Origin of the sequence: Curtobacterium sp. MCSS17_016, assembly GCF_003234255.2 — a bacterium.
GTDB lineage: Bacteria > Actinomycetota > Actinomycetes > Actinomycetales > Microbacteriaceae > Curtobacterium > Curtobacterium flaccumfaciens.
On sequence record NZ_CP126255.1, the window covers coordinates 224071 to 247557 of the forward strand.

A 23487-nucleotide genomic window follows, 5' to 3' on the forward strand; every position below is an offset into this window, starting at 1 on the left:
CATGACGACTTCGACAGTTCTCCGCCGCGGCAGCACCGGCAAGGCCGGCAACAAGGGCCTCTTCGACGGCCACATCCGCACCGGCGACGAGCTCACCCTCGACGGCCTGACTGACAAGGCGTTCCAGAAGCAGTTCACCGCTGAGTTCGTGCCTGCCGGCATCGATACATCGTCCACGTTCGACGTCGACAGTGCCGAAGTGGAGATGGACTTCGCCGTCTACGCCGAGGGCACCAGCTACTTCGCCACGAGCGGTGAAGACTCGGTCGAAGTGTTCGTCTACGAGGGCCGTCTCTCGAGCCCGCAGGCGAGCCTCGCCGCGGCGCTCCGTGAGGTGCAGATGGAGCACCTGCGGGCGCTGAAGAAGCGCCTGCCTGCGGAGCAGCATGCAGCCGTCGATGCAGAGATCGCGGCGGTCACCGCCCGGCAGCCGCTCATCGCCGCTGACTGGTTCCCGGAGGAGACGATCACGCTCGCGTCCGACGCCGTTGACCAGCGGTTCGCGTACGGCGACAAGCTGTTCAGCCCGCCCGAGGGCGTCGAGAACATGTTCGTCTCGGACAAGAAGGTGTTCTACGACACGCACCTGCACTCCGGGTTCCTCGCTGAGATCGTCGTCGGTGAGGACGAGCCCGATGAGGAGAACGAGGAGCAGACGGCACGGTTCCGCGGCCTCGCTGACGCGGTGCTCACGAAGGAGAACGTCGAGAAGGTCCAGGACCACATCAAGAAGACGTACGGGCTCATCTTCGACGACTCCGACGAGTGGGGCACCCCGCTGATGATCCGTGCGGAGGTGCCGACGAAGAAGGGCGGCCGGCCGGCAACGCTCGAGTGGGCGAACGAGCAGGTCGCCAACGGCTTCGAACGGTTCAAGCAGGACGTCGACAACGAGGTGCTGCAGGAGACGATCGCCGACATCCTCGGCTACGAGCGTGACCAGGACGACATCAATCACTTCATCCCGAAGCAGGCCCCGACACTCTGACCGGTACCAGCCCGGAACAGTTCCGCCGCATACGTGTTCGGTGACCGCTTCGACCGTTCAGGAGTCACCACGTGAGCATCACGTCCGAGTTGCCGCCCGCGCTTGCGGGGTTTGCCGCCGAGTTCGCTCAGACGCTCGACCCGCATCCAGTGGAGGCCGAACCCACTGATGAGGAGCTCGACGGTCCGGTGGACCCGACTCTGCCAGCGCGGTTCCGGTGGCAGCAGTGGGACACCGGGTACAAGACCGGCGAGGTGAAGTACACGGCGCAGCAGCTCGGGCTCCCCGAAGCGGGGCCAGTGCGCTCCATCGCCATCACCGCACACGAGGACGGCACGTACTACGTCTCCGCGTCGTTGAACCTGAACCTGCTGCTGTTCCGCGGCGACGCAACCGAAGACGACTGGGAGCACTGGCTTCGCAGCAACGAACGGCAGATCCGAACGTTCTTCAAGGAGCGGTACGGTGCGAACCTCAACGTCGACGAGCCGATCAACCCAACGGACCGGCGCGCCCGAGGATGGCGAGACGTCGATGCGTTCACCGGAGCGCCCGTCTCCCGGTCGAAGCTGACTCCCGCCGAGGCGCACATGATCGTCATCCGGCACACTTCCATCGCGCACCTGCACGACGACGCATTTGTCACCGGCGGTCTCGGCAAGCTCATCCGTGAGCACGTCGCCTCCACGGTCGTCATCAGCGACGAACGCGCTCTGTCGCTGTCATTCGTGCAGGGGCTCAGCGACCGTGACCAGGTGGTCAAGGCAGTGCAGCGGTACGTCGATGCCGAGATTCGGGAACGTGCTGGCAGCCGCAACATCTCCGACTCGGCGGCCGTCGCCCTCTGCCGCACCCTCGACGAACGGCTCTACCCGGACCTGACCCGTTTCGCCGCGATCGGCATGGGCGACAAGCAGGCACTGATGGCCGAAGTGACCCGCGCAGCCGCGTTCACCCGCGACATCAAGGGTCTCACCCGCCTCGAGGAGCTCTCCGCGTACTTCCTCCGCGGCGCGGACTGATCGGCCGCTGCTGACGCGAACGCACGTCTCGTTCCAAGCCGTTCAAGCCCATGTGCTGCCGCATACATGACAGGCGGAGGCAGCACCGATGACCACGACCCGGACGTACACCCGCGAGCGGGACGTCGCCGGCCTGCCGCCCTCCACCAAGTTCGCGTCCCGCCAGCACGGCGAGCCCGCGGTCGCCCTCACCCCGACACCACCGGACGTCCCGCCGATGATCCCCGACATGCCCGCATGGTCCGCTCCGACCGGGCAGGAGCAGCACCCGGCGAGTCCGTGGGCGCCGGGCTTCGAGCCGGACACCCCGACCCTCCGCGACGGTCCTGACGACCCCATCGGTTTCGACTTCGACTACGCCATGGACCAGTTCCAACCGGCGACCATCGTCCCGGATGCCCTCGGCATCCGCGACGCCGCAGTGGACTCCATCACCATCCGCGACCTCGGCTCGTACTACGACGGCTACCAGTTCGCGATGACCGCGACGAAGCAGGTCAACCTCCTCACCGCGTTGAACCCAGGCGCGACCGACGCCATCCAGTCCTGGTTGCACGAAAACCGAGAGATTGTCCCCGACTTCTTCGCGACCACGTACCGAGCGGACGCGGAGACCGAAGCAGGGTTCGACTCCCTGGATGTCACCGTCCGCGCCAGCGTGCCGGTCACCACCGACCGGACCATCACCCCGATGCAGGCGTACGCGTTCACGGCACACAACACGATGGTGCGGCAGATGCAGTCCGACGTGGACTCCGGACGCATCCGGGAACTGTTCCGCGAGCACACGCAGAACACCGTCATCCGAACCAACAGGGCAGTCGGCTACGAACTCGACGCCGACGCACCCGCGGAAGAGCAGCACGATTACCAGACCCGCTCGAAGACCGAGGCGGTTCAGCAAGCTGTGGAACGTGACGGCCGCCGGCGCGTGTCTGACAAGACGGCGTTCTGGCTGTGCCAGACGGTGCCACGGCAGCAGTACCCGGAGCTGTACCGCTTCGCGTTGAACCGCGTCGGTGACAAGCGGACCATTGCAGCGGAGCTCGAGCACGCCATCAACACGTCCGCCGCCGCCGGCTTCAAACCCGGGCAGCGGGAGAGCCTGCATGCGCTGTGGAACTACTTCGCGCACGGCGCTGACAACGACTGACGGGTGGCAGCGGACCCTCCGCCGCATATGTCACATCCGATGAGCACCCCCGCACAGAAGACACAGCCGCGCCACGCGTCCGGCCAGTACACGTTCGCGCGCCACGACCCCGCTGTCAGCGGTCTGCTCTCCCGTGAAGACGCCACGGAGGAAGCCCGTGAGGTGTTCGCCGACGCGCAGGAGCGCGCGACCCGCGCCACCGCACACGCACGTCGCGCCGGCGTGAACCTCCTCGCCGCTCTCGCCACCTCGCAGGACCCTCGCGCGGCCACGCTTGCTCTGCAGTGGACAGACGGGCGGTATCAAGCAGCAGACATCCGTGACCGTGCCGGCGATGTCATCTGGGACGCTGACGCCGACACCGGCAACCCCATCAACCGCACCGTCGCCGAGATCGGCGCGTACATCGACGAGCCCGGTGATGCCACTGACTCAGGCGTCCGCGTCCTCACTGGCGGCCGCGCTGAACTGCCGCTGACACCATCTGCACGTTTCACCCTCGGAGATGTTGACCGGCTCCTCGGGTAGTCCGCGCATACCTCCGTCGTGACCACCGACCTCCGCCCCGACTTCGACCTCATCGACGCCATCGACGACCTGCCGTTTGGGTACCTCTGGAACGGCGTCGCCGAGTTCTCCCCCAGCCTCGACCGACACGCGTTCGTCATCGGACGGCCGTACTCGGGAAAGACCCACATCGCCAGCAGCATCGCCGTCGCCGCGACAGCTGCCGGCGGCACCGTCATCAACGCCACCGGCCGGAGCCTCCTCGTCCCCGAGGACCGGGTCGCCGTCAGCACCCGCCTCGAGCAGACCGTGCAGAGCATCACCGACGGCAGCCGCATGGACGGTGACCCGGTCATCGTCGTCATCGCCGACGAGAGCGTCCTCCGCGGCCGGAACGCCGCCGCGAATCTCCGCCGTCTGACCACCATCATCAACGATGGCCCCACGTTCGGCGTCCATCTGGTGCTTCTCGCCCGCGACGTGCACCTCACCGCTGCCGATGACCTCGACGGGCTCGACACGTTCGCGATGCCTGCGGGCATCCTCACCGTCCTCCTTGGACGTGAGACCGCCACGCGCCGCTACGACACGTTCGGTCAGATGGTCCCCACCCTCGACCCGGGCCTTCCGAATAGCGGGCTCATCGCCAGCCGCGGGAACGAGCCGCAGCAGTTCCGCGCGTGGACGATGAACCACGAGGACGCCCGGCGCATCCTCGCCCCGTAGCGCGCCACGGCGTCACGCCGCCGCATAGACGACGGTGTGACCACGAACCGCCCCGACTGGGCCCTCATCGACCACACCGACGGCTACGCGTACGGCGTCACCATCGACGGCGACCCGGTCGCCTGGAACCCGGCGACGGACGCGCACGCCGTATTCGCTGGCGCCGCCGGAACCGGCAAGACCGCCGCCACGGCTGCCGTCACGTACGCCGCTCTGACGCAGCGCGCTGACGTCGCCCTCGTCAACTCGTTCCACGGTGCCGAGCTGACGGCCTCTGCCACTCCGTACGCGGTCGGCGTCGCCGAGAACGTCGCGTCCGCTGCGACCCTGCTCGCCGAGGTCGAACAGGAGATGCACCGCCGCGTCCGAGCTCTCGACGGCACGCCGGCCGCCAACCCGAAACGGCCAATCCTCGTCGTCATGGACGAGTACCTCGCCTTCACCGAGCAGCGCCCCATCGCCGAGCGCACCGACGCGCACGAGCAGGTGGCACAGGTGCTCGCCGACATCCTCCACCTGGGCCGCACCGCCGGCGTGCACCTCCTGAACATCGCGCAGCGACCCTCTCGCCGAGCTGGCGCGCTGGGCGCTCCTGCCGGACTGTTCACCGACGAGACGCACCGATCCCTGTTCGGCCGCGGGACGACCACCGAGGAGCTCCTCGCGCTGCGAGGCGTCACCGACGGGTACCCCCTCCCGCGCGGCTACGGCCACACCGTCACCGCTCAGTCCCCGACGCCGACCCCGTTCCGCTACTGGCTCGGCACCGACGACGAGTACGCGTACCGGCTCCGACACCGTCTCGGCCGAGGGAAGCAGCGCCCCATCCGCTGAACGGCGGACGCCGGCATAGGCACGGCATGACACAGAACATCGCAGCAGACCCCGCCCGATCCGACCCAACCGGCGTCTTCATCACTGGGCCGACCGGGTTCGGTAAGACCGCCCTCGCTCGTGCGTTCGCCACCGGCGCTCGCGACAGCGGAGCGTCCGTCCACGTCCTCGACACCGTGCGAGGTGCACTGGGCTACCAGGACCTCGAGCCGGAGCACTGCCACAGCTCCGTCCACACCGCAGTGGAGGCACTGCGAGCCATCTTCCGACGGACGACCTCCGACCACCCGGTCGTATTCATCTTCGACAACCTCGCGGCAGCACTCCGACGGGAGGACCGTGCGGACGTCCCGACCGAGCGGGAGAAGCTCGACCTCGACGGCCGGAACCGTGACCGTGATCAGTTGGCGGACTTCGTCGCGGATTCGTTCGTGTTCGGCGACGAGCTGGGGCTCTTCCCCGTCGTCGTGACACAGAAGACGTCCGACATCCTCCTCATCGATCGGGTGAAGCAGGTCGCCACAGGCTGGGCGCACTTCGAGTTCACGAGCATCGGCAGGGGCACGCTGCACACCGAGCACGACAAGACCCCCTTCGTCCTGCCGGTCCCGGCCGCCCGCTGACCAGGGCCAGCTCGGGCGAATCTCGCCGCATAGAGACCGGTATGGCGAACGAACGTGAGTCCTTCCGAGACCGGTACCGAGCAGCGAATCAGAACAGCCGCGACCAGGTCGACGGCTTCCTGAAGTCCAACGGTGGGTCCTGGTTCGTGTGGGTCAGCATCGGTCTCATCGTCGCCGGTGTCGTCTGGTCGTTGGTGGCCGGCTGATGGGCCGGGTTCTCGGTCAAGCCGCCCGCAGCCTGAACCACTCCGAGTCGTGGTTGGCCGACCAGTCCACCGCGAAGGTCGGCGCGAAGGGCGAGCAGCGGACGGGTCGCATCCTCAACGCCCTCGCCTCCGCCCCGGACGGGCCCACGGTCCTCCACGACCTGCGGATTCCGCTGCCGGGCGTGAACGCGAACATCGACCACATCGTCGTCTCCGGCAAGCGTGTGACCATCCTCGACTCGAAGGTCTGGAAGCCGGGCTTCTACTGGACACTGTTCGGCGCCACACGCCGCGGTCTGGAGCGGTTCGCTCCCGCCGACAAGCAGACGATGCGGATGGCTCGGGAAGCAGTCACCGCGTACCTACAGAAGCAGGGGCTCCGGCCGGCCGTCCGCACCCCGCTGCTGGTCGTGTGGTCGTCGCAGAAGAACCGGCCGACGTCATCGCTGGCGTTCCTCCGCTCCCCCGGCGCTGACGCCGTGAACGGCTCAACCTTCGAGCAGAACGCCGCCCACTTCACCGGCGGCAAGCCCGCGGACGACGGCATCGTCTCCGCGCTCGCGCAGCTCCTCATTCGTCCCTGAAACCCTCCGGATCCCGACCCGGCACCCGAACACAAGGAACACCTTCATGCCCGCCGCACGGCAAGCCCAGCCTCAGAACGGTCCGCTGACCAACGTCATCATCTTCGCGGCCACCATCGCTGCTGCGGTCGTCGGCACCTACTTCGGCTACCCCGGCTTCGTCGCGTTGCCCATCGGGGTGGCCGTCGCTGCGTGGATGGCGACACCGGCGGAACTCACCGGCAAGAAGGACGCGTCCGGGTTCCCGACCGCTGCATCCCCCGCTGAGGAGCTGGCGATGAACCGGTACCGGATGTGGGGCGACCTGAAGTGGAAGGCGTTCATGCCGTCTGCGTTCCTGCTCCCCGGGTGGCCGCTGCGGATGTGGTGGCTGGTGTCCCTTCCCGCGTCTGCTGCCGCAGCGATGATTCCGACCACAGCGTTCGGGGACCTCGGCCGGCTCCTCAACGGCATCGGCGTGTTCCTGGTCATCAACACTGTCAACGGCGCTATCCGCAAGTGGGCAGCACCGATGGACCCGTGCGTCGGCCCGACGGTCGACGACGTTCGCACGGCCGTCACCACCGACAAGAAGTTCATCGCCGCCGCCGCCGGCGCCATCGCAGCGCTCGTCGCTGTGTTCCTGACCGCCCTCATCGTCATCAACAAGACCGCCGCGGACACGTTCCTCGCACCCGTCCCACCATTCGCCATCGGACTGACACTGGGGCTGCTCGCAGCGCTCGTCATCGTCACCCTCGCGGTCCGGAACGCCGCGCTCGTCACCTGGCGGACGATGGTCCGCGTCCGCGTGGAGTGGCAGCCGCGGTGGGACCTGGTGAAGCTCGAGCACAAGCCGCGACTGCTCGCCCACGAGCAGGTGGGCTCCGTACAGGTTGACACGTTCGAGACGAACCCTGCCGTCGGTGTCATGGGCGTCCTGCCGATGCTGCCGAAGGTTGCGATGGCGTTCGGCACCACGTCGAAGCTGTCGGCGCTGGAATGCCCGACGACCGACTCGCAGGGGCAGCCCATCCAGGGCACCACCGACCCGCTGCGCATGCGCATCCTCACCTACGACACCGAGGACATGCCGGACATCACCAACCCGGACGTGAACCCCGACGTCGCGAACCTGTTCTTCGGCTCCGTCGCCAACTGGGTCTCCGACTCGATGGGCGCCGGCCGCTGGGTGTTCCTCGAAGCGCAGCCGCTGCACACCCCCGACTCGGAGACCGCCGCGTGGGCGCTGCACTACGCAGCTCCCACCGGCCCGCCGTTCGACTGGATGCGCGACAACGCGATGAGCGAGCTCGGCATGAACGCGAACGCCGAAGTGGTCATCGACCACAAGCAGAACATCGTCTACATGGGTGCGCTCCACGCCCCGACGACGACGTACGAAGACGCCGGCGTGCAGACGAAGATCCACCAGCTCATCACCGAAGACGAATGGTCGGCTCGGTGGGCGAACACCCTCAAGATGGGCGCCATCCGCCCCCGCCCGGAACACGGCGTCTACCAGGAGGCGAAGGTCGGAGCGACGACGCTGCACCGCCAGCCGTTCGTCGTCCAGCAAGGCCTGGACCCGCTCGACTTCTTCAAGCTCGAGCCGAAGATCGCCACCACCCTCGCAGCCGCACCATTCGTCTCCGTCACCGGGTTCGAAGCATCCGGCCGCCGCTCCGGTGAACGGCACGCGCAGGCGTTCAGCGTCACCTGGTCCGGCCAGAACACCAACGTGCCCGCGAACCCGGACACGCTCGCCCCGGAAGACGGCGTCGGCCCGCAGTGGGTGCTCTCCGGACGCATCAACGAGGCGTTCGACGTCTCCCGTCTCGCGCGCCCCGAGGTCTACGAAGTGCGTGCCCTCACCGAACGGCGCAGCCGCGGCCACATCTGGGAGATGAAGCTCCGCCTCTACGGCGGCGTCACCCTCGCCGAGGTTCGCACCGCTGCGGAGAAGATCCGTCAGGCGATGGGTTCTGGCTGGCTCCGCGTCGCAGCCGCACCGGACGGCTGCATCATCGTCGCCGGCGCTCACCCGCACAACACCAACGGCCTCCGCTTCGCCGGCGCCGCCCCAGAAGCACGCCCGTCCCGTCCTGGCCGCCCGGCACGTCCGCCGCGCGCCGACCAGGGTGAAGCGAACCCGGCGCTGGAGAAGAAGAACCGCGACTACATCACTCGCCTCGACTGGGAGCAGGCGTTCTACGACGCGAAGGCAGTCGGCGTCGGCGGCGGCCTGCCGGTCCTCGTCCGGTCCGGGTCGCTGCCCCGCAACGAGCAGGTGCAGGTCCTCGACTTCAAGCTCCCCGCCGGTCTCGCCCGTTCCGACGTGAAGGAAGCCGTCCCGAAGCTCATCACTGCGACCGCGAACGTGTTCGTCGAGGTCCGTGACGCCCCCGACGGCGCCGACCACGTTCGCATCCTCGTCTCCCGGGAGAACCCGCTGCCGACCGGTGTCGGCTTCGACTGGGCGTTCATCGACGAGTCCGACGGCATCCCGTTCGCCTCCGGTATCGAAGGCGAACCGGTCGTCTTCGACCCGAAGGACAACCCGCACATCCTCCTCGCCGGTGTCACCGGCGCCGGCAAGTCCGTGCTCGCCCAGGCGTTCCTCTACGGTGCGCTCGTGCACGGCGCGGACCTGTACGTCATCGACCCGGTGAAGGGCGGCGCGGACTTCATGTTCGCGAAGGAGCACGCGCAGGCGTTTGCGTCCACCCCGCACGAAGCGGCGGCCGTCATGCGCGCCATCTACCAGCAGGTGACGGAACGGAAGCAGGTCAACGCCGCGCACGGTGTCGGTTCGTTCTCCGACCTGGACAACCCGCCGCCGCGCATCTTCGTCATGATCGACGAGTTCACGTCGCTGATGGGGCAGGACCAGGTTCCGCCGGCAACCGACGACCCGGACATCGACGCGGAACGCGACGCCATCATCGCGTCGAACCGTGCGAAGACGGACATCGGTGTCATCGCCGGGAAGATCGCCCGTGAGGCGCGGTCCGCCGGTGTGCACCTGCTGCTCGGTACGCAGAAGCTGACCGCGAAGATGCTCGACAGCATCCCCGGCGCGAACGACCTCAAGGACCTCACCCTCGACACGATGCTGCCGGTACCGGTGTCGGAGAAGTTCCCGCTCGGCTGGGCCCGCAACGGAGACCTCGAAGTCGGCGACCTGCTCTACACGCCCAACGGCGGAGTGACGCCGATCGTGTCGTTCTCGGAGGTGTTCAGCGACAACACCGTCCTCGAGGTTGCCTTCGACGACGGGCAGCGCATCAAGGCCGGCTCCGGCCACTGGTGGGAGGTGTCCGCTGCTGACCAGCCGGAGCAGACGCAGGTGCTCACCACCGAAGAGATCGCTGCAACGCTCGACGACCGTCAGTGGACGGTGCGGACGATCACTCCGTTCGACGGAGCGGACGCGGAACTGCCCGTCGCGCCATACGTGCTCGGTGTCTCCCTCGCCTCCGGCACGCTGAAGCCACCGTCGCGGCTGCGGTCACTGCTGCGACAGATGGGCGTCCTCGGCCGGGACCGCATCCCCGCTGAGTACCTCCGAGCTTCCCTGCCGCAGCGTCTGGCGCTCCTGCAGGGGCTGATGGACCACGCCGGCACAGCCGCAAACGGCGCGTACCGCCTCGACGTCGCCACGACGTCGCTGGCGGCCGCGGCGACGGAACTGCTCCGCAGCGTCGGGGTGAAGGTGCCGTTCGACGGGCAGCAGACGACGCTGACGTTCCGCGCCGACGTCGCCGTGTTCCGTCTCGCCGGCAACGACGCTGACGCCGCCCGGGCAACCGCGGATGACCTCCGGCACCGCATCGTCAGCATCACCACCCTGCCGACGGAACCCACCCGATGCATCGCCGTCATCGACGAGTCGCACCTGTTCCTCGCCGCCGGGTTCATCCCCACCCACAACACGAACCTCGCTCGCACCCTCCTTGGGAAGACGTCCGCTGGCGACCGTGCGTCGGCGCTCCGCGCGTTCCAGGACGCTCCGGACCTCGGCGGCGACGTGCCGAAGGGTCGCGGCCTGTACGAGCCGCTGACCAGCACCGCGAACGCCATCCAGGTCTGGTACGCCTCCCAGGATGAGCTGAAGGCGCAGCTGATGCAGCGACGTCCGCCGCTCCCGGAGGACAGCCGTCTGGACCTCACTCCGTATCTGCCGAAGCAGCCGACGGACCAGTCCGCCCCGGTGCAGCGTGCGCCGCGGACTCCGCCGACGCAGAACAGCGTGCCCGAGGAGGTGAAGGTTGCCGAGCTTGAGTTCAGCCTCGACGACCTCGACGCGTTCACCGACGACGAACCCGCCGACCTGACACCACCGGCCGTGGAGAAACCACCCCTAGAGACCACCATCACCGAGGAGGCCCCCGTGTACGACCACGTGCACGCTGTACCGGACGAGCGCGGCATCCCCGTTCCCGTCGAACAGCCCACCGCTCCTGCACCCGCACCGGAGCTCGCCCCACTGTCAGCGCTGTTCGAACCCGACGTCCCGTCGGCGGCTCCACCAGCGGCACCTGGCGTTCAGGCGCCGCCGTCCGCCCCAGCGAACCACCTGCCGGAGCACCTGTTCGAGCAGGATGCCCAGTCGGCGCCTGCCACCCCTGCACGGCCAACCCCACCCCCTGGGGTGCTGATGTTCCTCGACGCCGCGTACGCACCGGAGGAGCGTCTCTGGGAGTACGGCACCGTCATCCCCCTCCCCGCGCAGCGGACAACGGAGACGGACCAGTTCGGTTGGTGGAAGCTGCAGCCGGCCCTCACTGCCGTCACGCAGCACCCCGGCACCGACACCGTCCTCTGGGTCGGCGCGGACGTCAACGAGACCGCACGCACCGGCCACACCAACGGCGCTCTCGTCGCCGCGGTGCTCGCACAAGCTGGCATCCGCGTCATGGTCGCCACTGCACCACCCGGAACCCCGACCATGCAATCAGCCTCCGCAGCAGCGCCGCAGGCCGGTGCGCCGGCGCCGCAGCCCGCCGCATCTGCTCCTGTTGAGCCGACAGCAGCCCCCGCCGCGACCCCGCCTGCTGACGAGGACCTGTTCGACTCCACCCCCGTGCGGACCCCCGTCACGGCGTGGGACGACCTGTTCGACTGAGGAGACCCAGCAGATGACCACGGCACCCTTCGGCCGCCTCCGCAGCGGCAAGGCCATCGCCTACCGGCCCGAGAACGACCACACGTTCGTTGTCTGCGGGCCCGCGAACCGGGTGAAGGACCCGGTCCGCGCAGTCCTCGGTGCCGTCCTCAACGACGGGCACACCGCGCACCTCATCGACCTGCTCGGCCGTGGCAAGGCGATGCAGTTCGCAGCGAACCATCTGACCAGCACCGCGATCACCCTCGATGACGCGAAGTCCACCATCGACACGGTCTTCGCCGAGGTCGCCAGGCGCCGACGGCACGGCACCAGCGACGACGACCCCAGCGTGTACCTCACCGTCCTCGGCGTTGAGACTCTCCTTGTGGACAGCAGCAGCGACGACCACGACACCGTCTCGAAGAAGCACAGCATCGCGGTGAACCTCGGGTACATCGGCGTCGTCGGGTACGACTACGGTGTGCACCTCATCCTCACTGCGGAGAACGACGACCAGCTGCACCGCCTCCCAGGAGCTCCCTTCCAGGCGCTCACCGCGCATATGGACGAGGTGGACGCGGTTGTCAACGACGGCATCGAGGACGTCATCTTCGAACCGGCCCACCCGAACCCCGACATCCTCCGCGACGCGCTCGAGACTTTCCGCCCATCTGAGACAGGACCCTCCCGATGACCGACCACACCGCCGTCAACACCGCGTTCGGCGTCCTCGGCGACCCGCACAAGGACTTCCTCTGGACGAAGAAGGCGTTGACGAAACTCCTCACCGCTGGCGTCAAGCAGGTCCACGTCCTCGGCGACTTTGGGTTCGTCTGGCACGGCTCCCCGCAGGAACGGAACGACCTGAACCGACTGACGAAGGTGCTCGCCGAAGCCGACGCGTACCTCTACGTCACCGGCGGGAACCACGAAGGGTACGCGGCGCTGAACCGCCACTACCCGGAAGACGAGGACGGGTACCGGCATCTCACCGACCGCATCATCTGGCTCCCCCGAGGGTGGCGCGGACACACCACCGCCGGCACCGTCGTCGCAAGCCTCGGCGGGGCGAACAGCATCGACAAGGGCCGCCGCACCCCACCCGTCGACGGCCACGGCGGCTCCTGGTGGCCCGAAGAGCAGATCACGGAAGACGACCTGAACCGGCTCGGCACCGACCCGGTAGACGTGCTCCTCGCCCACGACGCGCCCCGCACGCAAGCGCTCGCAGCGAAGCTGTACCCGAACCAGGGCTTCTGGACCGCAGAAGGGCTCATGTACGCCGACATGGGGCAGCAGATGTTCCAACGCGGCGTCGAGCAAGTGAAGCCCAAGGTCGTCATCTCCGGCCACTACCACCTGTTCCTCGACACCACCGAGACGTTCCACGACCACACCGGCAACGCGTTCGACACCCGCAGCATCATCCTCGACTGCAACGGGTTCAGCCGCTCCGCCGCCGTCTTCGAACCGGAGACGCAGACGCTGCGGATCCTCCCCGTCGTCTGACCGCGCCGGACAAGGTCAGGCCAGCACGGACGAAGTGTCAACGGAACAGCGATGTGAGGTTGATGCCGAAGGCCCAGAAGCCCTCAAAAGCAAGGCACCACAGGCAGTAGACGCTGATGAAGCCGCAGAGCACCCATTCGCGGAAGGAGCCGGCGTTGCCGAGGATGGGCAGCGCGAAGTAGCCGTTCGGCTTCCAGATGGTGTTGAGGATAGGGATGCCCTGCCACCACAGCGGCGGTTTCGGGTGCCAGGGCCACAGCCAGGGCATGCCGGCGGTGGTGAGTCCGTCGCCGAGGAGATGGACGACGTAGCCGAGGGTGATGGCGACGGGCAGCCACGCGATCTGCTGCGGTGACCAGAGGAGCACCGCTGCGGCGATGGCGAATCCGATGAGCCACGGCAGGACCCAGGATCCGCGAACGAGCTTCATCGCCTTGACCGCGAAGGCGATGAGCGCTGCGGTGGCGAGGCCGGCGCCGACCTGCACTTCACCGAAGTGCTCCGTCTGGATCGTGGCGAGGTTCAGTGCTTGTGCGCCGAACCAGGTAACGACTGCGGCGAGGAGGCCGTGGGTGAAGTGGCGGTGACCGCCGGAGGCGACCTCTGCGGCGCCAGCAACGAGGGAGCCGACGATAGGGACGCTGTGGGCGATGGTGGCGTTGTGGTGGTCGACGTCCGGCAGAAGCGCCGCTCCGGCGCAGACGAGCGCTCCGGTGAAGACGCCAACGGTGCCGACCGGGTCGAGGCCGGTGGTCAGGTACGGGGCGCTGCCGGCGACGGCGATCCATGCGGCGGCGCCGGTGATGGCGTGGTGGCCTCCCATCATGGGCGGTCACGCTCCTTCGGTTGTGCTCGTGCGCGGACGTCGAAGGAGATGCGGCGGATTCAGGGACGGATGAGGTGCGCGGTGCGGCTCATCGTGCGGAGGAGCTGCCGGTGCAGGGTGATCTCGTCGGTTGCGGTGAGGACGTCATCCGGACCCCATGGGAGGGCCTCGAGCGTGAAGGGGTACGGCTTCGGGACGCTCTCCCACCACTCGCCGTAGCAGCGGATGCCGACGAGCAGTTCGCCTGCGCTGTCCTCGACGAAGTGGACGGTTCCGTCGGTAGCGGCTTCCACGAACGCTTCCGCCGCGGGCCCGGCGGTCCAGCCTCTGAAGTTGGCGGCGAGGGAGGTAGCGTCGATGGGGAGCGTGTTGATGAACGGGGCTCGGTCGGGCCGGTGGTCGCGGTACCAGACGTCGGTGACGACCTCGCCGTGGGTGAAGACGATGATGTCGCCGGGCTCGGAAGCGCGGAGGGTGCGGAGGACAGCAGACGGCACGGCAGGTTCCTTCGGTCGGTGCGAGCTCTGCCGTCTCCTATGCCCCGAAACGACAACGAGCCGGCAGCGGGAAGCTGCCGGCTCGATGTCGTTCGTGTGTTCGGTTACGCCTTCTTCATGGTGGCGTAGATGGTGCCGAACGCGGCGGTCATGACCGTCATCGCGATGAACGGGGCGACGCCCAGGCCGTTGGTGAACCAGGTGAAGAAGCCCATGCCCGTGAGCGACAGCGGGAAGATGAGCGCACCGAACAGGACGCCGGCGACCAGGACGAAGTTCTGCTTGAACAGGGCGATGGTCGCCGCGACCGGGAACAGCCAGGTGAACGCGACCGGGCCGGTGGTGTCCGAGTTCGGGAGGAGGAAGTACAGCGACGCGATGATGACGGCGACGGCGGCGAGGCGGACGATGAGCTGCGCCTTCGTCGCGGGGACGTTGGTGCGGCGGTTGAACGCACGCTTGCCGGTGCCGGTCTGCGCGAAGTCGAACACCTCGCCGGCGGGGACGTACGACTCGTCGCGGACGAAGAGGCGGTCCTCGGCCGACATCGGCTCCGTGGTGGCTGCCGGGGCGGCAGGGGTGCGGGCGTCGCGGAGGGCGAGGTTGTACGAAGCGCGGGCCTCGTCGTTCTTGAGGTTGTCGAACGCCTCGTTGATGGCCTTCGCCTGGTCCTGGTCGGCGTCCGGGTTGATGTCCGGGTGGAACTTCCGCATCAGGACGCGGTGCGCCTTGACGATGTCGTCGTGCGAGGCGTCCTCAGAGACGCCGAGCACCTGGTAGGCGGTGCGGTCGAGGTCAACCTTGCTGTCGAACATGGCCGGAGGGTCCTTTGAGTAAGGAGGTGCGCCGGCCACTGCCCCTGGCAGCTTGCTCGTCTGACTCACCTATGCGCGGACAGATCGCGAACGGTGCGATCGGCACGATCCTAGGGTGAGGTCAGCCGTCGATGAGGCGGTTCGGCTGCTCGCCGCGGCGGAGCTTCGTGACTGCGATGCCGAGACGCTCGCCGATGGTGCCGGCCTCGTACGCCGGGTTCTGACGAGCGACGTCACGGACCAGATCCTCGCTGGAGGTGGCGAGCTCACGGAGTGTGTCCGGGGACGCGTTCGGGTTCTGCGCCACCTCGAGGCGGACCACGTCCGACTTCGACTCAGCGAGAACAGCGAGTTCGTCAGCGGTGGTGCGCGCGTTGCGGGCCTTGTCGTACTCGACGCGGGCGGCCGGCACCTCGGGGGCAGCCGACGGGGTCCCCTGTTCGCCGCCGAGGCCGGCGCCCGCCTCGCTGCGGGTGTGGGTGCCGAACTGGGTACGGTCCTTGCCGGTGCCGCCGCGGCGGACGGTGTTGTCGGCCATCAGGCCGCCTCGACCTTCTCAGCCCAGGCTTCGAGCACTTCGTACTCACCGGAGTGGAACGCTGCGACGTCGCGGGGTTCCTGACCGGAGGTGGCCAGCACATACGCCTTGCTGGCGCGTTCCCGGAGGTACTCGACGGCCGCGTCGCGCTTGCGACCGTCGACGTCGAGGGGAAGGTCGAAGGAGGAACGGTCGCCGTTGTGACGTTCGTTCAGGAGCGTCTCGCCCTCACCGGCGAAGTCAAACGAGTTGTCCTCGTCGAACAGCAGGCGTGCGTACGTCTCCGCGAGTGCGTGTGCACGACCGGACTCGCGGCCGTCCTCGACATCGGAGATGGCGTTGAACTGGCCGACCTGCGCTTCGTTCAGCTCGGTCTCGAGCTCCGCGGCGAGCGCGCGGGCACGCTGCGAGGAGATGCCACCCGGAGCTACGAGAGTGCTGGTCCCGGCGTCGTGCTGCTGTGGGGCGAACTTGCCAGGGTGTCCAGGGATGCCCGCCTGGCCATTGCGGAAGTACGTGTCTGCGGTCATGCCCGGTATGTATGCGGCGACCCCGATCCGGTCGGCCGTCCGGCAGCGTTTGGGTGACGGCGGAGGCCGGTAGGTTCAGCGTGTGAGTGGAGCGGACGCAGTCGATGACGAACTGTGGGCGGAGTACGTGCGGCTGCTGCGAGCTGTGAACGGCGACGGGTCCGCGGATGAGGTCGCGCGGAACGGGAACCTTCGCAGCTTCGCAGAAGCGAACCCCGCGTGGCTGGGGAAGCAGATGGAGCGACTGCGCACCCTCGAAACGAAGGCGCTCGTCGTCGCCGGAGACGAGCAGCTGATGGTTCTCCTTTGGCAGCGGCGGTACGCCGAGGCCGCGCGCCTGCTCCCCGGAGCGCTGACGTACTTCAGCAGCTGGCTCTCCAACCAAGAGGCAGTGCCCGCCGGTCCGTTCGATGCGCTCTCCCCTGCCGCACTCGCCGCCGCCGCGCTGCACCCCGAGGAGGAGACCGACGCGCTGCTTGCGAAGATCTCCGAAGCTCCGAACAGTCCCGCCGTCGGTGCACACAGCCGAGTGCTCACTCTGCGGGACAACATGAAAGCGGTACTCGCTGCTGCCGCCGAGTCGGCCGACCGCGCCTCGGTCAAAGCGGCCTCCAGGCTTGACGGTCGCGCTTTCTCGAACACGGTGCAGTGGTTGGTGAAGGCCGGCGTCCTCACTGACGACGGCAAGACGCTGCGCCCCGCAACCGATGCGCCAGCGACAGCGCCTCCAACCGAGCAGACGCCAATCCCCTCGGGATTTCGGCTATCCGACGAGGAGCCACTCCTCATCGACTTGAACACGCACCCGCGGGTTGCCGGCCCGGACATGTACGACAGCCCGCAGTTCTCGGTCGCGCTCAGCCGAGTGCCAGAGCCGGCACCGACGTTCCTGCCGACCCCACAGATGCTTCGTCCAGCGGGGCAGGCGCGGATGCTGGGCACGAAACACACAACGTGGCTTCTGACGATGAAGCGTCCTGTCGCAGAGTTTCGTTCGGTATGGACTGCGGCTGTGTTCAATCGGGATGGGAAGCCGCAGGCGACAGTGCCGCTGCCAGCACCTGTCAAATCCTGGACTGTGGGGGCGGACCGCGATTGGGTGTGCCTGCTCGATGAGGACGAACACCTCCGCGTGTACCGCGAAGGCGGGGAACTGATCGTCGACGTCAACCTCGTCGGCGTCTACGACGGGAACCAGAACGCCCTCGAGTACCCGCTCCGAGCCGACTACGACGTCACCGATGACCGCCTGCTCATGAGCGCCGGATCGCACCTTTGGTTGCTCCACCCGGACGGTTCCGGTTGGGGACGACGGATGCCCCCGAAGGTGTTCCCGTCCGGTGCGTGGCCTCGAGGCGCGACACCGGCGAAGGTGAGACGCTTAGCGAAGCAGCTCCGGCTCCGCGAAGACCTCACCACCAGCGAGGCGGTTTCACACCTGGCAGCCATTGACCTGACCGAGCGGAGCGTCGCTGTGCGTTGGTCATCTGACGCTGGCAAGCCGGCACACCTGCGGCTCGCCGCGTCGCTACACGACGAGCTCGGCGTGATCACCGACGACAGCATCTACGAAGCGAGACTGACCCGTGACGGTGTCACGGTGTCCACTGCCTACGGCCTCAATGCCGATGTGACCACTGCGGGTGAGGTGAGCCGGCTGTGGACGACAGTCGGCAGCATGACAACGCTCGGCGAAGCCGCCGGCGGCCGCGTCGGAGTGACCGCGGATGCTGTCGTATCCGTCACTGACAGCATCTTGACTGTCGGGCCGCCGTCGGACGGTACTACGGTTGCGCGCTCGGAAGCCAGCCCAACCCCAGTGCACGAGACCGCTGGCGCTCGCGGAGAACCGCTACCGCTGCCCAACCACATCGTTCGGGTCACCGGTGGCAGCGTCCACATCGTCAACACCAGCACCGGCACCGCACGCACCTACCCGGTGCCGAAGAAACCGTCCGCCGTCGTCCGCGCCGGCGACCACCTCCGCATCCATGTGGGCGCCAAGCACGCAGAGGTGCCACTGCCGTGACCATCGAACTCCGTCAGGTGTTCCGCGCCCAGGACTACGGCTCCGCCTGGGACCCAGAGACTGAGAACCAGTACGACACCATCGGGTGGACCGCCGATGGCGAGACCATCGCCGAGGCGGCGTCCTTCGACCGGTACATCGGCGTCCTCAACGGCACCGAGGTCGCACGCGTCGAACTCGAACCCCAGCGGATCCTCGATGCACGGTTCCGCGGCATCGACACCTCAACGCCTGTCGTGGACCTCTGGTACCTCGAAGTGGCCACGCATCGCAGGCGAGAAGGCATCGGCGCAGCCGTCGTAGCCGAGGCCGTGAAGCGGTACCCGGGACGGCTCATCATCGCGTTCTCCCACGCCGACGAGTTCTGGTCCAGCGTCGGTTGGACCGAACGGGAACGACTCGAACCGGCGCCCGGAAACTCCCCGCTGTTCTCCTTCCAGGCGTAGCGACCCCGGCTTTGCCTCCGGTCCGCGCATAGGGGTGGCGACACTTTCGCGACAGGAGACGAGGACCCGCATGTCGTACAACCCCACCGAGGAGCAGCAGGCAGCCATCGACGGCTTCCGCAACGGCGGGAACCTGACCATCGAGGCAGGAGCCGGCACCGGTAAGACGTCGACGCTGCGGTTCTTCGCCGACGCCGCGCAGGGCCGTTCCGGCCTGTACCTGGCGTTCAACAAGTCGGTGCAGCTCGAAGCGGACCAGAAGTTCCGCGGCACCAGCATCCGTGCGAAGACGGCGCACTCCCTCGCGTGGGCGTCGATGCCGTCGGAGCTCCGCTGGAAGCTCGACGAGAAGAAGCGGATGCGTGAAGCCGACCAGGCGGAGCACCTCGGCCTGCGTGCGAACATCCGCGTCGGCGGTCAGTCCGTGTCGAAGCGTGTCGTGATGCGCCTCGTCCGCGAGACGCTCTCCGCGTTCTGCCGCACCGCCGCTGACGAGATCACCGACAGCATGGTTCCCGTGCCGTTGCAGCTGCTGCTCAGCGGCGCGGAGTCCGCTGACCTGCAGCGTCAGGTCGCCCGGTACGCGAAGAAGTTCTGGCTCGACGTCATCCACCCGGAGGGTGTCCTGCCGTTCCAGCACGACTACTACGTCAAGCTCTGGCAGCTCTCCCGTCCGACGCTGCCGTACGACTTCATCCTCCTCGACGAGGCGCAGGACTCCGACCCGCTGCTCATCGACGTGCTCCACAACCAGCAGAACACGCAGCTCATCGCCGTCGGCGACCGGTCGCAGGCCATCTACGGCTGGCGTGGTGCGACGGACTCCATGGACGCGTTCGGTGGGGACACGTTCCAGCTGACGCAGTCGTTCCGGTTCGGGCCCGCCATCGCCGATGAGGCGAACGTGTGGCTCGACCTCCTCAACGCGTCGCTGCGCGTCCGCGGCATGGACAAGGCCTCGTCGGTGCACGCCACCTACAACCGTGTCGCCGAGGGTGTCCTCTGCCGTACGAACGCCGGCGCCATCGCCGAGGTCATCGACGCGCACCAGCGTGGGGTGACCGTGGGTATCGCCGGGCAGAACCGTGCCAAGCAGATGCACCAGCTCGCGCAGGCCGCCCTCGACCTGCAGGAACGCGGTTGGACTTCCCACCCGGAGTTCGACACGTTCAAGTCGTGGGAGGCCGTGCAGGAGTACGTCCAGGAGGACGAAGGCGCTGACCTGGCACCGCTGGTGAACCTCGTCGACGAGTACGGCGCAGACAAGATCGTCTCCGCCATCGACGCGTGCGTGCCCGCCGACCAGGCGCGCACCACCGTGTCCACCGTCCACGTCGCGAAGGGTCTCGAGTGGCACCACGTCCGCATCGCGGAGGACTTCCCCATCCCGTCGTTCGATGAGGAGACCGGTGACCTCGAGCAGATGACGCCGGAGGCGATGATGCTCGCCTACGTCGCCGTCACCCGAGCGAAGCGGCACCTCGACCCCGCCGGCCTCGACTGGGTCCGCCGGTACCGCAACGCTCTCGCCCGCCCCGAGTACGCGGCGAACTTCTACCGCAACGCGCAGGCGCACCGCTTCTCCGAGAAGCAGAAGCGTGAAGAGACGCTGACGAACCCCGACGCCGTGAAGAACATGAAGGGCAAGGGCCGCTCCGGCGGCTACAGCCGCGGCAACACCGGTGTCGGCGGCTCCCGCTCCGGCGGCGGCAACCACTGGGCCAACCGCCGCGCTTCGTAGCCCCACACAGCCCGGAGCCGCTCCGACAGCACCCCGCCGTCGGAGCGGCTTCGTCGTACCCGGGCGACTCATCGCCTCGTGCATAGGGGCGTCATGAGCACACAAGTCCAGGTCGTCCGTGAGGATGACGCGTTCGCAACCATCACGCTGACCAGGGCGCACCGAACCATCACCCTCGTCGGTGTCATGCATGTGGGCCCGGAGCAGTACTGGAAGGACACGCAAGCCGAACTAGACGCCCTCGAGGACGCCGGAACACTCATCCACTGCGAAGGTGTCGGCTCAGCTGATGTGCGCGGGATGAGGAACCGAGCGCGGTTGAGCCTCATGCGCGTCGTCACCCGGTCCGTGTCCCTCTGGCTCAGGGGAGTGTGCGGCTGGAAGACACAACGCGTGCTGACGTACCCGTCGTCCTGGCAGCGACATGACCTGCCTTCGGACCTCGCTCTCGGTTCGACCACAACGCGGAAGCTCATCTCGGTGGCGCTCCTCGCGTTGATCGCCAGCCCCGTCGCCGCATGGCTGCTCAGAACCGGCCGGCTGACGCTCTTCGACGTCGAGGCGACATCGAACGACCTCGACGTCCTCGACGCACGCAACCGGTACGCCATCACCCAGGCGCTGAGCGCCTGCACGGACGTTGCGCTCCTCTGGGGCGCCGCGCACCTACCCGGCATGGTGGCGCTGCTCGAAGCGGAAGGGTTCACCGTCACCAACGTCACCTGGCGGCAGTTCTGGCCCGCGGGACAGAAGCCCGCACGCCGGCACCCGTCAGCAGCACCAGCCGCGGCCGCCTGACGTCACCTCCTTCGTCGCATGTCCCTCCCCGTCACCGACGGAAGGCCCTCATGGCGAAGACGACCATCATCACCTGCACGCAGCTGCCGACGTACCGGCTCGGGTACCTCGAAGAGGCATGGCGGAGCCTCCAGGCGCAGACACAGCAGGACTTCCGATGGCTCGTCGTCCTCGACGCGCCGCAGAACCCGGTCCCGGAGTTCTTGAACGACCCGCGCATCACCGTCCTGCGGTCCATCGAACACATCGGGCAGGCAGCCGCCCGCAACCGCGCGCTCGAACGCATCACCACTCCGTACGTCTGCACGCTCGATGACGACGACGTACTTCCCTCAGCCAGCGTGGAAACCCGCGAGCAGGCTCTCAACGAAGACCCACGCCTCGGCTGGATCGGCGGACACATGGCCGACATGGCGCCGAACGGCAACGTCGCCGGACGCTGGGAACAACCCGCCCGTGCCGGCGCCTACCCGCCAGGGCGCCTCCTCGACGAATGGGGCTCGCCGGAGCGGTACTTCGTCGCACTGACCCACACGTTCACGATGCGCACCCTCCTCGTTCGCGATATCGGCGGCTGGCACCCTGACGGATCCATCGAAGACATCGGTCTCCTCGCCCGCCTGTCCGAGCGGCACCGCGGACTCATCGTCGACGACGTCTTCTACCAGTGGCGGAAGCACCCGCGGCAGGCGACCAACTCCCTCGACGCTGAGGTGGAACGCGTCGCCATGTCCCGCCACGTCTGGCAGAAAGCGCGTGCGCTCGGCCAGCAACGTGCGGCCTGACCGGCTCCGCCCAGCATCGCGTCCCGTCCGCGCATAGAGAATGCATGACCACCTCGTTCATGCACACCGGCGACGTCCACCTCGACGCAACGACCCACGGTCGGACGAACCCGGCCACCGGGCTGAACACGCTCTGGGAGTCGAACTTCACCGTCCTGTCGTTCCTCGTCGAGCAGGCCATCGCCAAGCAGGTCGACTTCTTCGTCGACGCCGGCGACCTCACCGACGGCGGCCGCCCGAGCCAGGAGGCACTGCTGCTGGTGTTCGAGGCCTACAAGCCCCTCGGTGAGGCCGGCATCCCCCTGGTCATCATCGACGGCAACCACCACGTCACCGGTGTCCCCACCGACCACCGAACCGTCATCCACACCCTCGCGACGATGCTCCGCGCCGTCGGCGTGCAGGTCTTCATCGCATCGAAGCCGGAGCTGCTGCGCCTGCCGGACGGCTCCCAGGTGGCAGCGCTGCCGTGGCTGTCGAAGAACCGTGTCCTCGCCATGCTCGGCAAGGACGACCTGTCCCCCGCAGACGGTGACCGTGCCGTCACCGACTACGCACTGCAGACCCTCGAGGACCTCGCCGAGCAGGCGGACAGCAGCCAGCCGCTCATCATGACCGGCCACGTCACCGTGGACCGGCTCCGCATCGACGCGGTCGCTGACGGTCACCGCCGCGGTTCCGAGCAGGACATGGCGCACCTGTTCGCCGAGCCGGTCCTGCCCGTGGCACGCCTCGACCAGATGCCGTTCCAGTACGGCGCACTCGGTCACATCCACACCCCGCAGCACTTCGGCGACCGGTACTACTACGCCGGCTCCCCAAACCGCCTCACGTTCACCGACATGCCCGATCACAAGGCCGGGAACCTCGTCACCCTCGACGGGATGACCCCAACCGTCGAACTGGTCACCACCCCCGCGCGCACGATGACCCGCATCGACCTCGCCGACGACGCCGCACAGTCCCACATCGACCAGCTCACCGAAGGCGCACTCGTGCAGGTCCACCTCGCCGAGGGGCAAGGGTCCGTGCCCGCCGACGTGAAGAAGGCGATCCGTGCCGCCGGCGCAACCCTCGAAGACACCAAGACCCGCACGAAGCCGCGCATAGACACCGAGCGGGTGCAGCTGCCGAAGCAGGTGGACCCGATGACCGCACTGCGCACCTGGGGTTCCACGCAGGACCTCACCGACACCGCAATCGACACGCTCGTGTCCGCCGCCGAGAAGCTGGAGCAGTAA

General features: G+C 67.8%; 23 protein-coding genes. 18 read left to right on the plus strand and 5 right to left on the minus strand.

Annotation, left to right across the window (positions count from 1 at the left end):
- Position 1 precedes the first annotated feature (1 nt).
- The 12 genes from DEJ19_RS19905 (at position 2) to DEJ19_RS19960 (ending at position 13241) form a co-directional block, all read left to right on the plus strand.
- Positions 2-988, plus strand: a complete 987-nt coding sequence (locus DEJ19_RS19905; protein ID WP_146250482.1) for a hypothetical protein — start codon at positions 2-4, stop codon at positions 986-988.
- Between the two features lie 71 nt (positions 989-1059).
- Positions 1060-2010: a hypothetical protein gene (locus DEJ19_RS19910; RefSeq protein WP_146250480.1), complete on the plus strand. Its 951-nt coding sequence runs from the start codon at positions 1060-1062 to the stop codon at positions 2008-2010.
- Positions 2011-2098: 88 nt separating this feature from the next.
- Entirely contained in the window at positions 2099-3163 is a 1065-nt protein-coding gene (locus DEJ19_RS19915; RefSeq protein ID WP_111232040.1) for a hypothetical protein, read from the plus strand.
- A 39-nt stretch (positions 3164-3202) separates the two neighbouring features.
- A complete protein-coding gene (locus DEJ19_RS19920; RefSeq protein ID WP_111232039.1) occupies positions 3203-3691 on the plus strand; it encodes a hypothetical protein in 489 nt (162 codons plus the stop codon).
- Between the two features lie 18 nt (positions 3692-3709).
- Entirely contained in the window at positions 3710-4396 is a 687-nt protein-coding gene (locus tag DEJ19_RS19925; RefSeq protein WP_111232038.1) for a hypothetical protein, read from the plus strand.
- A 36-nt stretch (positions 4397-4432) separates the two neighbouring features.
- Complete coding sequence (locus DEJ19_RS19930) at positions 4433-5230, plus strand: hypothetical protein (protein WP_111232037.1); 798 nt, start codon at positions 4433-4435, stop codon at positions 5228-5230.
- Between the two features lie 26 nt (positions 5231-5256).
- Entirely contained in the window at positions 5257-5853 is a 597-nt protein-coding gene (locus DEJ19_RS19935) for an AAA family ATPase (RefSeq protein ID WP_111232036.1), read from the plus strand.
- 41 nt (positions 5854-5894) lie between these two features.
- Positions 5895-6059, plus strand: coding sequence for a hypothetical protein (locus tag DEJ19_RS19940; RefSeq protein WP_181441428.1), 165 nt, complete (start codon positions 5895-5897; stop codon positions 6057-6059).
- Positions 6059-6643: a nuclease-related domain-containing protein gene (locus DEJ19_RS19945; protein ID WP_111232035.1), complete on the plus strand. Its 585-nt coding sequence runs from the start codon at positions 6059-6061 to the stop codon at positions 6641-6643. The genes DEJ19_RS19940 and DEJ19_RS19945 overlap by 1 nt, the downstream gene beginning before the upstream one ends.
- A 46-nt stretch (positions 6644-6689) precedes the next feature.
- The gene (locus DEJ19_RS19950) at positions 6690-11750 is read left to right on the plus strand and encodes an FtsK/SpoIIIE domain-containing protein (RefSeq protein ID WP_111232034.1); all 5061 of its coding nucleotides are present in this window, start codon (positions 6690-6692) and stop codon (positions 11748-11750) included.
- 13 nt (positions 11751-11763) lie between these two features.
- Positions 11764-12426 carry a hypothetical protein gene (locus DEJ19_RS19955; RefSeq protein ID WP_111232033.1) on the plus strand — a complete coding sequence of 221 codons (663 nt, stop codon included), beginning with the start codon at positions 11764-11766 and terminating at the stop codon, positions 12424-12426.
- Positions 12423-13241, plus strand: a complete 819-nt coding sequence (locus DEJ19_RS19960) for a metallophosphoesterase family protein (RefSeq protein WP_111232032.1) — start codon at positions 12423-12425, stop codon at positions 13239-13241. The genes DEJ19_RS19955 and DEJ19_RS19960 overlap by 4 nt, the downstream gene beginning before the upstream one ends.
- 37 nt (positions 13242-13278) lie before the next feature.
- Here DEJ19_RS19960 and DEJ19_RS19965 read toward each other — a convergent pair whose 3' ends face one another.
- From DEJ19_RS19965 to DEJ19_RS19985, 5 genes are all read right to left on the minus strand, one after another.
- Positions 13279-14067, minus strand: coding sequence for a metal-dependent hydrolase (locus DEJ19_RS19965; protein WP_111232031.1), 789 nt, complete (start codon positions 14065-14067; stop codon positions 13279-13281).
- 59 nt (positions 14068-14126) lie between these two features.
- Positions 14127-14564, minus strand: a complete 438-nt coding sequence (locus DEJ19_RS19970; protein ID WP_111232030.1) for a hypothetical protein — start codon at positions 14562-14564, stop codon at positions 14127-14129.
- 104 nt (positions 14565-14668) lie between these two features.
- On the minus strand, positions 14669-15379 hold the full coding sequence (locus DEJ19_RS19975; protein WP_111232029.1) for a J domain-containing protein: 711 nt from the start codon (positions 15377-15379) through the stop codon (positions 14669-14671).
- Between the two features lie 121 nt (positions 15380-15500).
- The gene (locus DEJ19_RS19980) at positions 15501-15917 is read right to left on the minus strand and encodes a hypothetical protein (protein WP_111232028.1); all 417 of its coding nucleotides are present in this window, start codon (positions 15915-15917) and stop codon (positions 15501-15503) included.
- Positions 15917-16447, minus strand: coding sequence for a hypothetical protein (locus DEJ19_RS19985; RefSeq protein WP_111232027.1), 531 nt, complete (start codon positions 16445-16447; stop codon positions 15917-15919). Before DEJ19_RS19985 ends, DEJ19_RS19980 begins: the two co-directional genes overlap by 1 nt.
- Positions 16448-16529: 82 nt before the next feature.
- Between DEJ19_RS19985 and DEJ19_RS19990 the strand changes: the two genes are divergently transcribed.
- The 6 genes from DEJ19_RS19990 (at position 16530) to DEJ19_RS20015 (ending at position 23487) form a co-directional block, all read left to right on the plus strand.
- Positions 16530-18476: a hypothetical protein gene (locus DEJ19_RS19990; RefSeq protein ID WP_111232026.1), complete on the plus strand. Its 1947-nt coding sequence runs from the start codon at positions 16530-16532 to the stop codon at positions 18474-18476.
- Complete coding sequence (locus tag DEJ19_RS19995) at positions 18473-18922, plus strand: hypothetical protein (protein WP_111232025.1); 450 nt, start codon at positions 18473-18475, stop codon at positions 18920-18922. Before DEJ19_RS19990 ends, DEJ19_RS19995 begins: the two co-directional genes overlap by 4 nt.
- 70 nt (positions 18923-18992) lie before the next feature.
- Positions 18993-20663, plus strand: a complete 1671-nt coding sequence (locus DEJ19_RS20000; protein ID WP_111232024.1) for a UvrD-helicase domain-containing protein — start codon at positions 18993-18995, stop codon at positions 20661-20663.
- Positions 20664-20756: 93 nt separating this feature from the next.
- The gene (locus DEJ19_RS20005) at positions 20757-21461 is read left to right on the plus strand and encodes a TraB/GumN family protein (protein WP_181441427.1); all 705 of its coding nucleotides are present in this window, start codon (positions 20757-20759) and stop codon (positions 21459-21461) included.
- Between the two features lie 50 nt (positions 21462-21511).
- Positions 21512-22246 (plus strand): glycosyltransferase family 2 protein, encoded by a 735-nt coding sequence (locus DEJ19_RS20010; RefSeq protein WP_181441426.1) that lies wholly within the window; start codon positions 21512-21514, stop codon positions 22244-22246.
- A 44-nt stretch (positions 22247-22290) separates the two neighbouring features.
- Positions 22291-23487, plus strand: a complete 1197-nt coding sequence (locus DEJ19_RS20015) for a metallophosphoesterase family protein (protein ID WP_111232022.1) — start codon at positions 22291-22293, stop codon at positions 23485-23487.